The organism is Salibaculum sp., assembly GCF_035270045.1.
In the GTDB taxonomy this organism is placed as follows: Bacteria; Pseudomonadota; Alphaproteobacteria; order Rhodobacterales; family Rhodobacteraceae; genus Salibaculum.
On the sequence record NZ_DATFIP010000040.1, the window covers coordinates 1 to 12,891 of the forward strand.

The 12,891-nt window shown below is 68.4% G+C and carries 10 protein-coding genes; 7 read left to right on the forward strand and 3 right to left on the reverse strand.

Features of this window, described 5'->3' with window-relative positions; translation table 11 throughout:
- From gorA to VJ897_RS06660, 4 genes are all read left to right on the forward strand, one after another.
- On the forward strand, positions 1–1,263 hold a 1,263-nt coding region (gene gorA, locus VJ897_RS06645), incomplete at its 5' end, for a glutathione-disulfide reductase (RefSeq protein ID WP_324054416.1).
- Between the two features lie 82 nt (positions 1,264–1,345).
- Complete coding sequence (gene hflK / locus VJ897_RS06650) at positions 1,346–2,587, forward strand: FtsH protease activity modulator HflK (RefSeq protein WP_324054417.1); 1,242 nt, start codon at positions 1,346–1,348, stop codon at positions 2,585–2,587.
- Positions 2,587–3,483 carry a protease modulator HflC gene (gene hflC / locus VJ897_RS06655; RefSeq protein WP_324054418.1) on the forward strand — a complete coding sequence of 299 codons (897 nt, stop codon included), beginning with the start codon at positions 2,587–2,589 and terminating at the stop codon, positions 3,481–3,483. The genes hflK and hflC overlap by 1 nt, the downstream gene beginning before the upstream one ends.
- A gap of 190 nt (positions 3,484–3,673) precedes the next feature.
- Entirely contained in the window at positions 3,674–5,155 is a 1,482-nt protein-coding gene (locus VJ897_RS06660) for a Do family serine endopeptidase (RefSeq protein WP_414706690.1), read from the forward strand.
- A 139-nt stretch (positions 5,156–5,294) separates the two neighbouring features.
- On the opposite strand, the gene VJ897_RS06665 is transcribed toward VJ897_RS06660, so the two are convergent.
- Positions 5,295–5,816 (reverse strand): peptidoglycan-binding domain-containing protein, encoded by a 522-nt coding sequence (locus VJ897_RS06665; RefSeq protein WP_324054419.1) that lies wholly within the window; start codon positions 5,814–5,816, stop codon positions 5,295–5,297.
- A 204-nt stretch (positions 5,817–6,020) separates the two neighbouring features.
- Here VJ897_RS06665 and VJ897_RS06670 point away from each other — a divergent pair, with 204 nt between their 5' ends.
- Complete coding sequence (locus VJ897_RS06670; protein WP_324054421.1) at positions 6,021–6,344, forward strand: 2Fe-2S iron-sulfur cluster-binding protein; 324 nt, start codon at positions 6,021–6,023, stop codon at positions 6,342–6,344.
- On the forward strand, positions 6,341–7,033 hold the full coding sequence (locus VJ897_RS06675) for an FG-GAP repeat domain-containing protein (protein WP_324054422.1): 693 nt from the start codon (positions 6,341–6,343) through the stop codon (positions 7,031–7,033). Before VJ897_RS06670 ends, VJ897_RS06675 begins: the two co-directional genes overlap by 4 nt.
- Before the next feature lie 28 nt (positions 7,034–7,061).
- Here VJ897_RS06675 and VJ897_RS06680 read toward each other — a convergent pair whose 3' ends face one another.
- Together VJ897_RS06680 and VJ897_RS06685 are read right to left on the reverse strand one after the other, a co-directional pair.
- Positions 7,062–8,993 (reverse strand): cation:proton antiporter domain-containing protein, encoded by a 1,932-nt coding sequence (locus VJ897_RS06680; protein WP_324054424.1) that lies wholly within the window; start codon positions 8,991–8,993, stop codon positions 7,062–7,064.
- A 39-nt stretch (positions 8,994–9,032) separates the two neighbouring features.
- Positions 9,033–11,966, reverse strand: coding sequence for a hypothetical protein (locus VJ897_RS06685; RefSeq protein ID WP_324054426.1), 2,934 nt, complete (start codon positions 11,964–11,966; stop codon positions 9,033–9,035).
- Positions 11,967–12,149: 183 nt separating this feature from the next.
- Here VJ897_RS06685 and VJ897_RS06690 point away from each other — a divergent pair, with 183 nt between their 5' ends.
- The gene (locus VJ897_RS06690) at positions 12,150–12,872 is read left to right on the forward strand and encodes an SIMPL domain-containing protein (RefSeq protein WP_324054428.1); all 723 of its coding nucleotides are present in this window, start codon (positions 12,150–12,152) and stop codon (positions 12,870–12,872) included.
- Positions 12,873–12,891: the final 19 nt, after the last annotated feature.

Consider the following 12,891-nt stretch of genomic DNA (forward strand, 5'->3'; position numbering starts at 1 on the left):
GCGCTGGCCGAGGAATACCGCATGGGCGGCACCTGCGTGATCCGCGGCTGCGTACCCAAGAAGCTGATGGTCTTTGCCAGCGAATACCGCGAGATGGTCACCGATGCCCGCGCCTATGGTTGGGACATTGCCGAGGGCACCTTCGATTGGCAACGCTTCCGCGGCCAACTGGATACGGAGCTGGAGCGCCTGGAAGGTGTCTATCGGCGGCTTCTGGACGGCTCGGAGGTGACGGTTCACGACGGCAGGGCCCGCGTCACGGGGCCGCACGAGGTCGCCGTGAATGATACCACGGTCTCGGCCAAGCACATCCTCGTGGCGACCGGTGGCCGACCCGCCCTGCCCGAGATGGAGAATGCCGAGCTGGGGATCACCTCGAACGACATTTTCAAGCTGGACGCGCTGCCCGCAAGCATCCTGATCGTCGGCGGCGGCTACATCGCCTGCGAGTTCGCCTGCATCCTGCACGGGCTTGGCGTCGAGGTCACGCAGTTCTACCGTGGTGCGCAGATCCTGCGCGGCTTCGACGGGGAGGCGCGCGGGTTGGTCGCCGAAGAAATGCAGCAGCGCGGCATCGATCTGCACCTTGGCACCAACGTGATCGGGATGACGCCCGAGGGCGCGGGGGTGCGGGTCAAGGCCACCAATGGAACCGAGCGGGTCTTCGACAAGGTCATGTTCGCCACGGGCCGCACGCCCAACACCGACGGTCTCGGGCTGGAACAGGCCGGGGTCGAACTGGGCCGCCGCGGCGAGGTGATCGTGGATGCCTATTCGCAGACGCGGGTCCCATCGATTCACGCCATCGGCGACGTGACCGACCGCGTGCAGCTGACCCCGGTGGCGATCCGCGAGGGGATGGCCTTTGTGGACACGGTTTTCAAGGGCCAGCCGACCCCGGTGGACCATGCGCTCATTCCCTCGGCCATCTTCACCCAGCCCGAGATGGGCACCGTGGGCCTGTCCGAGGAAGAGGCCCGCGACGCCGGGCCGATCGAGGTCTATTGCACCTCGTTCAAGCCGATGCAGACAGCCTTTGCCGGGCGGCCCGACCGGGTTCTGATGAAACTGGTGGTCTGTGCCGAGACGCGCCGGGTTCTGGGTTGCCACATCGTCAGCCCCAATGCGGGCGAGATGATTCAACTGGCGGGCATTGCCGTCAAGATGGGCGCCACGAAAGAGGATTTCGATCGAACCGTGGCCGTGCATCCGACGATTTCCGAGGAACTGGTGACCATGCGCGCACCCGTGCGAACGGCTTGAAAAGCCGGGGCCAAGGCCCACATATGCAGCAATGAAATGCGCCTCGTAACGGGGCGGTAGCAACAAGGGAAATGTTAACCGGATGGCTGGAAACAACCAGGGCCCCTGGGGGGGCGGCGGTAGTGGCGGCGGCGGAGACGACCGCGACCGCAACAACGGCGGGGGCGGGCGCAGGCCCGGCCAGGAACCGCAGATGCCCGAATTCGACGAGATCGTGAACAAGACCCGCGACCAGCTGCGTGTCCTGATGGGCGGCGGAAACGGGGGCAATCGCCCCAATGGTGGCGGAGGCGGCGACGGGCCGCAGATCTCGCGCGGAATGATCGGGCTGGGCGTTCTGTTGGCCGTCGTGGCCTGGGTCGCCACGAGCTTTTACACCGTTCGGCCCGAGGAAAAATCGGTCGAGCTTTTCCTTGGCGAGTGCATCGAGCCCTGCATCGGCCAGCCCGGCCTGAACTTCGCGCCCTGGCCGCTGGTCACGGCGCAGGTCGTGCAGGTGACGCGCGAGCAGGTGATCGAGATCGGCGAAGACGAAGTGCCGAGCGATCTTACCTCCGGGCGGAACCTGCAGCGGACGCTGGACGGCGATACCGGCCTGATGCTGACCGGCGACGAGAACATCGTCGAGATCGCGTTCCAGGTGGTCTGGAACATCACCTCGCCCGACCGCTACCTGTTCAACCTGCAGGACCCGCCCGAGACCATCGCGGCCGTGGCGGAATCCTCGATGCGCGAGATCATCGCCCAGTCGCAGCTGGCCAACATCAACCGTGAACGCGCGGTGTTGCGGGATCGGCTGCAAGAGGCCGTTCAATCCACGCTGGACAGCTATAACAGCGGGGTGAATATCATCCGGATCAACCTCGATCAGGCCGACCCGCCGGCGACTCGGGTGGACGTCATCAACGTGGACGGGGAAACCGTGGACACGTCGCCCCTGGCTGCCTATCGCGACGTGCAAGACGCCGAGCAGGAACGCATCCAGTTGCAGAACCAGGCCGACGCTTACGCCAACCGCGTCACCGCGGAGGCCCGTGGTAATGCCGCCCAGATCCTTGAAAACGCCGAAGGCTATCGCGCCCGCGTCGTCAACGAGGCCCAGGGTGAGGCGGCCCGCTTCGTCAGCGTGCTGGAAGAATACCAGCAGGCGCCAGACGTGACCCGCGAACGCCTCTATCTCGAGATGGTGGAGGAAGTTTTCGGTCGCTCCGACATGATCCTTCTGGACGACAACGGTCAGGGCAACAGTGGTGTGGTGCCCTATCTGCCGCTTGACCAGTTGCGTCGCCAACCCACCGACCAGACCACCGGAGGGTCGAACTGATGCGCAAACTTGTTTATCTCTTGCCGATCCTGCTGATCATCTTCGTGGGCGTGCTCAGCTCGATCTTCATCGTGGATGAGCGCGAAAAGGCCCTGGTGCTGCGCTTCGGACGGGTCGTGCAGGTCAAGACCGAGCCGGGTCTCGCTTTCCGGTTGCCGTTCCTGGACCAGGTGGTCACCTACGATGACCGGATCGTCTCGATCGACATGGCACAGCAAGAGGTCATCCCCGCCGATGACCGCCGCCTGATCGTGGACGCCTTTGCGCGCTACCGTATCGAGGATGTCAACCGTTTCCGCGAGGCGACTGGCGCCGGCGGCGACCAGGCCATCGCGGTGGCTGACAGCCGGATCGAACAGATCCTGCGGGCGACCACTCGCGAGGTTCTTGGCTCGGTTCGCTCGGACGAGATCCTCTCGGCCGACCGCCAGGCGCTCATGGAGCGCATCCGGTCGGGTGCTGTGGATGACGCGAGTGAGCTGGGCCTGACCGTCGTTGACGTGCGGCTCAAGCGGACCGACCTGCCGACCGAGAACCTGGCCGAAACCTTCCGCCGCATGGTGTCGGAGCGTGAACGCGAGGCCGAGGACGAACGCGCGAGAGGCCGCGAGGCCGCCCAGCGCATCCGGGCCCAGGCCGACCGGACCGTGGTCGAGCTTGTCTCGGACGCCGAACGCGAAGCCCGCATCATCCAGGGTGAGGCGGACGCGCGCCGGAACAACATCTTCGCCGAGGCCTTCGGGCAGGACCAGGAGTTCTTCCAGTTCTACCGCTCTCTCGAGGCTTACCGGAAGGCCATGCAGGAGGACAACACGCGGCTGGTGCTCAGTCCCGACCACGAGTTCTTCGACTACCTGCGCTCGCCCAGCGGGGCCCCGGCGGCATCGCGGCAGTAGGCCGGTTGAAAGACATCGAGAAAGGGGCGGTCCACGGGCCGCCCCTTTCGCATTAGGCAAGGGCCTCAGCCCCTCACAAAGACATGACCGGCCCGGGTTTGGCGTTGCGCTGCCCCGGGCATGACCTACATTCGGATGCAAGGTGGCCGGGGATCGGCCGCGTCACGGGAACAGGAAAGGAGATGTCGACGTGAAGACCTCCAGAGCAATCGCAATCGCACGGTCCGATCAACAGTCCAAGGCCAGCACCCTCCAGGCCGCGCTCCTGGCACTTCTTCTGGGCGTGGCCCTGGTGCTGTCGCAGGTCAGCCCGCTGGCGGCACAGGATCGCCCCGAGACCTTCGCCGACCTGGCCGAGCAGGTCAGCCCGGCGGTGGTGAACATCACCACTGCCACGACGGTGGCGGGCAATACCGGGCCGCAGGGCATCGTTCCCGAAGGCTCGCCCTTCGAGGATTTCTTCAACGAGTTCAACGACGGCCAGCCGCGCCGGTCTTCGGCGCTGGGCTCGGGCTTCGTGATCTCCGAGGATGGCTTCATCGTGACCAACAACCACGTGATCCAAGGGGCCGACGAGATCATGATCGAGTTTTTCCCAGGCGGCGAGGAGATGCTCGAGGCCACGCTTGTGGGCACCGACCCCAACACGGATATCGCCCTTCTCAAGGTAGAAGCCGACCGCCCGCTACCATTCGTGGATTTCGGCGACAGCGACGGCGAGACGGCCGAGGTGGGCGATTGGGTCATGGCCATGGGCAATCCACTGGGCCAGGGCTTTTCCGTCAGCGCGGGGATCGTTTCGGCGCGCAACCGCGAACTGGCTGGCACCTATGACGATTACATCCAGACCGACGCGGCCATCAATCGTGGCAATTCCGGTGGGCCACTGTTCGACATGAACGGCGATGTCATCGGCGTGAACACCGCGATCCTGTCGCCGAACGGGGGCTCGATCGGGATCGGGTTCGCCATGTCCGCGGCCGTGGTCACCAACGTCGTGGACCAGCTCAAGGAATACGGCGAGACGCGCCGTGGCTGGCTGGGCGTGCGAATCCAGGACGTGACACCGGACATGATCGGCGCAATCGACGGGCTGGACGAGCCGCAAGGCGCGATGGTCACCGACGTGCCCGAAGGCCCGGCGCGCACCGCCGGAGTCGAGCCCGGCGACATCATCTTGACCTTTGACGGGGTCGACGTGGCCGATACCCGCGAACTGGTCAGCGTGGTGGGCAACAGCCCCGTGGGCAAGAACGTGCCCGTGGCGGTGCTGCGCGACGGTGAGATGCGCCAGTTGACGGTCAAGCTGGGTCGCCGCGAGACGGCGCAGGCCGCGGCCTTCCCGCAGGACGCGCAACCCGATCCGACGGAACCCGCCACCACCTCGATGCTGGGCATGACCCTGTCCGAAATCACCGAGGATATGGCAAGCGAACTGGGTGTGGCACCGGATGAAGGCCTCGTCATCATGGAGATCGACCCCGAGAGCGAAGCCGCCTCCAAGGGGCTTCTGGCCGGTGACGTGATTACCGAGGCCAACCAGTCCGGTGTCACCTCGGTCGAAGATTTCCAGACCCGCGTTGAAGAGGCCCGCGATGCCGGCCGCAAGTCCATCCTGATGCTGATCCGCCGGGGCGGTGAGCCGCGCTTCGTGGCGCTGTCTCTGGAGTGAACGATACGCTGTCTTGTCGAATGCGAGGGGCGCCCGGTCGGGCGCCCCAATTCTTTTGAAGGCGCCCTTTGGCCCGGTCAGCTTTGAGTGCCTGCACGACACCCGGGACGTTCCATTGCGGGAATCGCGGGTGCGGCGCCTATTCGGCAGGCGCGCGCGGCACGGCCACCAGTCCAAGGTCCCTTGCGCTGCGCAGGCTAAGGGTCGTGGTGTCTACGTCGCCTCGGTCGCGCTGGTAGCGCTGGATCGCGCGCCCGGTGCGGGCATCGAGCGTGCCGGTGACTGCCCCCCGGTAATACCCTCGCGCCTTGAGCGCCCGCTGCACCGAGGCGATGAACGCCGGGGTCATCACCCCGGGGCAGGGGGTCTCGAACTCGACCGCCCGGCGTTCGCGGACAATGCGCTGGCGAGTGACCGTGCGGTAGACCGCCGGCTCGCGCAGGGTGCCGTCGCTGTCCAGCGCGGGGGGCTGGACCATGACCTGGTCGGTCACGGTCTCGAAGATTGCCGGGGTCGTCACCCGTGCCAGGCAGGCGTCCCGCTCTGGCGCGATTACCGGCGGTGCTGCCAGCGGCCCCGGCGTATGCCCGCCGGGAGCGGTACAGGCGAACAGGCTCATGCACAGCAGGCAAAGCACGTAGGGGGGCGGTCTGAGGATCATGCAGGGCTCGTCTTGGTGGGGCGTGGCCCCGTTTGAGGCGTCACACTAGGCCGCCGCAGGGCCCGCGCCAAGCTGCGCCGTGTCCGGATGCCCCCGCACCCCGGGAGGTGTCGTTTGCGCGTCACTTTTCGCGGCGAATGGGCTGGCGAAGACCTCTGCCAGGACCTAGGTTCCGATTGAAGCACCACAAACAAAGGGCACAGCATGGCGAAGATCACCTACATCGAACACGGCGGCAAGGAACATGTCGTCGACGTGGCCAACGGGCTGACCGTGATGGAAGGCGCGCGCGACAACGGCATTCCGGGCATCGAGGCCGATTGCGGCGGGGCCTGCGCCTGTTCCACCTGTCATGTCTACGTGTCGCCCGACTGGGTCGAGAAGCTGCCCGCGAAGGACCCGATGGAAGAGGACATGCTCGACTTCGCCTACGAGCCTGACCCGGAACGGTCGCGCCTGACCTGCCAACTCAAGGTCAGCGACGCGCTGGACGGGCTGGTGGTGCAGATGCCCGAAAAGCAGATTTGATCCGAGCGGCGCTTGTCGGGGCCGTACTGGCCGGTCCTGCCGCGGCCGAAATCACCGGCGCCCGATACGCGGAACCGACATCGGCCTATGCGCATGGCGCTGTCGATGGTGGCGAATACGCGCGCCTGATCATCGAGACGCAGCTTGAGAGCCACGGGTTCGCCTGGACGAACGCGGTTTTCGAGGACACTGTGCCGCGTCTTGCCGATCTCGACGGGGACGGAACGCCCGAGGTTGTCGCGGTCCTGAGCGGGTTTCAGTCGGGGGCCCGCATCCAGGTCTTCGATCATCTCGGGGGGCGGGTCGTCCCGGTCGCCGCGAGCGCCCCCATCGGCCAGCGCCATCGCTGGCTGGCGGTTGCTGGCATTGCCGACCTCGACGGTGATGGCCGGGCCGAGGTGGCTTATGTCGATCGACCCCACCTGGCCAAGGTCCTGCGCATCGTCGAAGTCCACCGGACCGACGGGGTGTGGCAGATCACCGAAGAGGCCGCCGCGACCGGCCATACCAACCACCGCTACGGCGCGCCTGTCATCGAGGGCGGTGTTTTCGATTGCGGCAATGGTCCCGAGATCATCACGGCCAATGCCGACTGGTCCCGTGCCCAGGCCACCCGGCTTGAGGCGGGCAAGCTGATAAGCCGTGACATGGGCGCCTATACCGGTCCCGATAGCCTGCGCTGCCGCTAGGTGCGTCGCGAAAATACCGGCGGGTCTCCTAGGTGTCCCGCGACCCGTCTCCGGGTCTTTGCGGGGGGGCGCGGCCCCCGGCGCGTGACCGCATCCGTTCCGCCTGGTCAAGGCTCTCGGCCAGCTGGATTTCGAGTTCGCGGTCGGCGCCGCGGGCCCGGGCGACATAGGCGTCGTTCTGCGAGATCGGCACCTCGGGATCCCAAAGCCGCGCAAGGTCGCGCAGCAGGCGCCTGTCGTGGCGCGAGAAGGTCATTTCGGCCTCGGCGGCCTCATGGTCGGTCAGGCCGAGGTTTTCAAGCACGTAGCGCCCCGCCCGCAGGGAACTGTCGAACAGCTCGCGCACGATGTCGTCGGCCCCTGCGGCGTAAAGCTCGTAGACATGCACCCGGTCGCGGGCCCGGGCCACGATGTGAATGTCGGGGCGGTGGCGCCGCGCGTAGGAGACGAGCTGCACCGAGGCTGCCTTGTCATCGAGTGCCACGACCAGCACCTTGGCCGCGTCCAGCCCCGCCGAATGCAGGATGTCGGGGCGGGTCGGGTCTCCAAAGAAGCCCTTGAAGCCGAAGTGCCGCATGGTCTGCACGGTCGACAGGTTCCCGTCCAGCACGACGGTCGAATATCCCACGCTCTGGATCAGGCGGTTGACCACCTGTCCGAAGCGCCCGATCCCGGCAATGATGACCAGGCCGGTTTCGTCGATCTCGTCGGCTTCGGGATCTGGATGGTCGTGGGCCGCGGCCGCGCGCCGGGCCATGCCCTCGTAGAGAATGAAGAGAAGGGGCGTGGCCAGCATGGACAGGGCCACCACCAGAAGCAGCTCGGCCCCCAGGGTCTGCCCGAGAACCCCCTGTTGCAGTGAGAAGGACAACAGCACGAAGCCGAATTCCCCCGCCTGCGCCAGCCCCAGTGTGAAAAGCCAGCGGTCGCGGCCGCGCAGGCCGAAGCCCAGCGCCAGCACGAAAAGGACCAGCAGCTTGATCCCGATGACCGCCGCCGTCAGCCCGAGGATACGCAGCGGGGCCCCGGCCAGGGTGCCAAAGTCGATCCCCGCGCCCACGGTGATGAAGAACAGCCCCAGCAGCAGCCCCTTGAAAGGTTCCAGGTCGCTTTCCAGTTCGTGCCGGAATTCCGAGTTGGCCAGCACCACGCCGGCAAGGAAGGTGCCCAGCGCCGCCGAAAGGCCCACCAGCCCCATCAGCGTGGCGATGGACACGACGATGAGCAGGGCCAGAGCCGTGTACATCTCGCGCAGGCGGGCCTGGTGGATGTAGCGGAAGAGTGGCCGCGTGAGGTAGATGCCTGCCAGGATCACCGCCGCCACCGCGGCGATGGTCACCAGGGTGACGCCCCAGGCCGGCAGCCCCTGGACCAGGGACATGGAGCCGCCGTGCGGGTCGCCGCCCGGGGCGTCCGCGCGTGCCATCGAGCCGTCGGGCGCGAAGGTCACGGGCTGTTGGATGGCCAGCAGGGGCAGGGCGGCCAGCATCGGGATCACGGCGATGTCCTGGGTCAACAGCACCGAGAAGGTGGCCCGCCCGCCGGCGGTCTGCATCAACCTTTTCTCGGTCAGCGTCTGGAGCACGATGGCGGTCGAGGACAGTGCGAAGATCAGACCCACGGCGAGTGCAGCCTGCCAGGCCAGGCCGGTCATCCAGAACAGCGCGGTCAGCAGCCCGGTCGTCAGCGTGACTTGAAGCCCGCCCATGCCGATCAGCCGGTCCCGCATGGCCCAGAGCGCGCGCGGCTCCAGTTCCAGCCCGATCAGGAAGAGCATCATGACGACGCCGAACTCCGCGATGTGCTGAAGCTCCTGCGCCTCGGCGCCCAGGATCGGGGCCACGGCGACGCCCGTAAGCAGGTAGCCCAGCACCGAACCCAGTCCCAGCCGCGCGGCCAGGGGCACGGCCAAGACCGCGGCGCCCAGCAGGATCGTGGCGAGCAGAAGGGTTTCAAGCATGCAGACAGCCTTGAATGGCCCGGCGGAATTTGCAAGCGGTCAGCCGCCCACCTCGAGCGAGATGCGGCGCCCCCGCTTGTCGTAGACAAGCGACCCCGCCCCGATGGCCCGAACGCGCCCGCCATCCAGCCGGTCGCCCACCGTGACGCGGGTGTAGCGCCCGTTCGACAGCCGGACCAGCGCCCGGCGGTCGCTGGACGAGCCGTAGACCCCGATCAGATTCACCCGGCGCAGGTTGATCGCCCCTTCATCGGTCGCCGCGCGGGCGACGCTGGCGGTGGTCGGCCCGCTGGGCCGGGCCGGCTGCGCCACCGCCGGGGCCGGCCGGGCGCTGGCGACGATGCGGTCGAAATTTCCTGGCCGCGTTCCGGGGCGCAGGCTGGCCAGCGGCGCCTGTTCGGTGGCATCCGCAAATGGATCGGGCCGCGCCGCGGCTTGCTGGACGGCTGCGGCAATCTCGGTGTCGAGGGTCAGGCTGGCCTCGTCCTCGTCAGCCGTGCCGTCGTCCTCCTGCGCTGGCGGCGCCAAGCCGTCCGGCCGAGGGCGCGGGCGCAGGGTCGGGGCATCTTCGGCGATCAAACCACTCGGCCCCGGGGTGTCCGCCGCGGCGGTGACGCGGTCGGGCCGCGCGGGTGGGATCAGCGGCGGGGCGGTCGGGATGACGTTCAGGCCGTCCTCTGCCGGGCCCTCTGCAGCCTCCGTTTCCTGCTCTGCCGCGGGGGGTGGCGTGCCAGGCCGTACCGGCGGGGTCAGAAGCGGCTGGGCGGCGATGACCATAACGCCGGCTTCGGGGTCGGCCCGCGCGGGAGCCTCGTCGGGGATCACCGCCGCCAATTGCTCGAGGACGGTCCGTTCGGGCGGCTCGGTTCCAGGACGTGGGGGCGGCGATAGTGCGGGCGCGCCCGCGTAAACGAGGATGCCGTCCGGGGTCAGCGCCCCTTCCGACGTTGCGACGACAAAGCCGTCCGGGCCGAATTCGAACTCGGTGTCCGGGGCTGGCGGGTTCGGCGGCCGCGCGATTACCGCGTCCTGCGCCGTGCCCCTTGGCAGGCCGTTCGGCGGACGCCGGTCGGGGGTGGCGAAGCCGTCCGAGACGGGGATCTCCTCGAACGCCTGGCCGCGCGGGCTGTCGGGGATGCGCGGCGCCCGTTGCCAGACGCCGGTGGCGGCATAGATCCGCTGCGCTTCGGCAGGGGACAAGACGGTGCCGGGGGGTGTGGCACGCGGCGCCGGGTCCGACGCTTGTGCCGCCTCGAAGCGCTCCGGCTGGGGCTGCGCGGGGGACTCGTCTTCGGGCGCAGCGTCGTCCGGGGCAGCGGGTGTGCCCGTCTGCACCTCGGGTTGGTCCGAGGCGGGTGCGCCGGGGTCCGGCCTTTCCGGCAGGGACGGGACCGGGGCGGGCCCTTCGGGCTGCGGTGTCTCGGGCACGGCGCTGCCCGAGACCGGGGCCCGCGGTTCACCGGTTTCCATCGCGGGCCGTGCAGGCGGGGCGGCGGCGGTCTGGACCGGCGCCTCGTCCAAGCCGAGCCAGCGCGAGATCGTCTCGTCGTTGAGCGCGGCCAGTGCGGCCACGGCCAGCAGCAGCAGGATCAGCAGCGCCGTCAGGATCAGGCCGAGGAAGCGCGGCTTGCCCCCGACCTTGGGCGAAGATTTGCGCGCCCCGAAGACCGTCAGGCGCTCGCTTTCGTCCATGGGGGCTTCGGGCGCGAAGGCCCCGGCCTGCGGCTCGCGCGCCTTGCGGCGACTGCGAAACAGGCCCTGGGCGCGGTCGCCGCCCCCGGCAGGGGCGTCGGGCTCGGCGGCCGGGGTCGGATCGGGTGTGGCTGTGAGCGAGGCGGCCAGCGCCGGGGCTGTCTCACGCGGGACCGTGCCGGGTCGGTCAGCCTTCAATGCGGGGCCGGTTGCGGGCTCCTCCGACGGCATGGCGGCAAGGCCGTCGTCGGGTACGTTGACCGGGGCCGTGTCTTCTCCGGGGTTGAAACTCAACGGCGGGGCGGCGGCGTCCTCGGTCTCGCGGCTGGCCACGAGTGGCGCCGCGCCGCGCCGCGTTCCGAAGAAGAACCTGGGCTCCTCCCCGGAGTCGTCCCCTGCCACGGTTCCCCGTTCCGGTCCTGCGGGCGGCGCCGGGGGCGTCGGCGGTACGGCCGTGCCGGGGTCTGATTCCGTCGCGGCGGCTGCGCGGCGCGTGCCGAAAAAGAGCGGTGCCTCCTCCGCCTCTGTCGGGTCCGGGCCATTTGCCTCGGCGCGCGGGGACGTGCTGTCGGTTTCCTCCTCTGCCGGCGCGGGCGCGGGGTCCGGCACTGGGGCGTCTTCGGATGTCTCGGCGGGCGACGATTCGATCTCGTCAACGGGGCCTTGCGCGACCTCGGCGGGCTCTTCGGTTTCGGGTGCGGAGCCGCTGGACGCTCGGGGCGGCCTTGTCTCGGTCTCGATCGCTTTGGGGTCGACCGCGGCGCGTCCGATCACCACCACGGGCTCGTCGTCGCGGGTGACGTCTTGATCCCCGACCGAGCTGGCGGGGCCGAAGTAGGGCTCTCCGACGAAGGCAAAAGGATCGGGGACGGCGACGAAACTGACCGGGTTGAACCCGTGTTCCGAGGCAAAGGCCTCGGCCTCTTTCAGGGTTTCACGGGCCACGGCGGCGACATAGGTCCGACCGCCACCCTTGGAATAATCGTAGACGAGGTCCGCCAGTGCATAGGGCGTGGCCCCGTCCAGTGCGGCGCGGACGTCCTCCTCCTCCGTGCCGGTGCCGTCCAGCGCCAGGTAGCGTATCTGGGCATCGGGAAGCAGCAGCTTCGTGGCCATGCCGTTCGGTTCGAGCCGCAGGGCCGCCGCGCGCAGTCGCGCCAGCGCGCCGTTCAGGTCGGCGTCGTCCAGCGCAACCTCGCCGACCAAGGCCCAGCCGCCGCCCGTGCGATGCATCAGGCGCAACCCTTCGAAGGACAAGGACAGGGCGAAGTTCGGTTTCATGTCAGCCGACTACCATTCCGGGGGGTCAGGGCAAAATGCCCCGCCGCATTTGCGCGGGACGCTACAGCAAGGTTCCGCCAAGGCCAAGCGCCCGGGCAGAAAAGGCGCGCGCGCACTGGCGGATTCGCGCCATGATGGTCGGGGAATCCCTGCCGTCGACCTGATAGGAGAAAGACCCCGACCATGCCCCGTATCATCCGCCTAGCGCTGCTGGCGCTTTCCATCGCCCTTTTCGGCAGCCTCGTCCAGGCGCAGGAAAGCGCGCGCACGATAACCGTCAACGGACACGGCGAAGTCACCGTGCCCCCCGACATGGCCACGGTCCGTCTGGCCGTGCGCGCAGAGGCCAAGACCACCGGCGCGGCGCTGGACGAGGCGAGCCTGGCGATCCGGGGCATCCTCGACATACTGACCGCCGAGGGTGTGCCGCGCGCCGACATCCAGACCGGTGCGCTGCGCCTGAGCCCGATCCGTGGCCAGGAACTGCTCTCGGGCGCGCCAAATATCACAGGCTACGCCGCGGTGAATTCCGTCGCCGTGACCGTGGATGACCTGGACAGTCTGGGCGGGCTGATCACCGCGGCGGTGAACGAGGGCGCCAATACCCTTTCCGGTGTCAGCTTCGGCTTGCAGGACCCGCAGGCGCACGAGGACGTAGCCCGCCAAAGGGCGGTGGACGACGCTCGCCGCCGCGCCGCGCTCTATGCCGAGGCGGGTGACGTGCCGCTGGGCGACATGCTGCGGCTGAACGAACAGGGAACCGGCGGCTACAGCCCGCTGCGGGGCGGCGCCATGATGATGGAGGCCAGTCCCGCCGGCGCCCGGGCCGATGTGCCGCTGGCCCCGGGCGAGATCACCCTGTCGGCCAGCGTCGTGGTGACCTACGCCATCCCGGCGGCCTGGTAGTACATGGCGTGGCGGGGCG

Bases quoted from the DNA above. Each gene is read 5' to 3' on its own strand.
- VJ897_RS06670 (WP_324054421.1), top strand. From the start codon at position 6,021: ATGGCGAAGATCACCTACATCGAACACGGCGGCAAGGAACATGTCGTC.
- hflC (WP_324054418.1), top strand. From the start codon at position 2,587: ATGCGCAAACTTGTTTATCTCTTGCCGATCCTGCTGATCATCTTCGTG.
- hflK (WP_324054417.1), top strand. From the start codon at position 1,346: ATGGCTGGAAACAACCAGGGCCCCTGGGGGGGCGGCGGTAGTGGCGGC.
- VJ897_RS06680 (WP_324054424.1), bottom strand. From the start codon at position 8,993: ATGCTTGAAACCCTTCTGCTCGCCACGATCCTGCTGGGCGCCGCGGTC.
- VJ897_RS06665 (WP_324054419.1), bottom strand. From the start codon at position 5,816: ATGATCCTCAGACCGCCCCCCTACGTGCTTTGCCTGCTGTGCATGAGC.
- VJ897_RS06685 (WP_324054426.1), bottom strand. From the start codon at position 11,966: ATGAAACCGAACTTCGCCCTGTCCTTGTCCTTCGAAGGGTTGCGCCTG.
- VJ897_RS06690 (WP_324054428.1), top strand. From the start codon at position 12,150: ATGCCCCGTATCATCCGCCTAGCGCTGCTGGCGCTTTCCATCGCCCTT.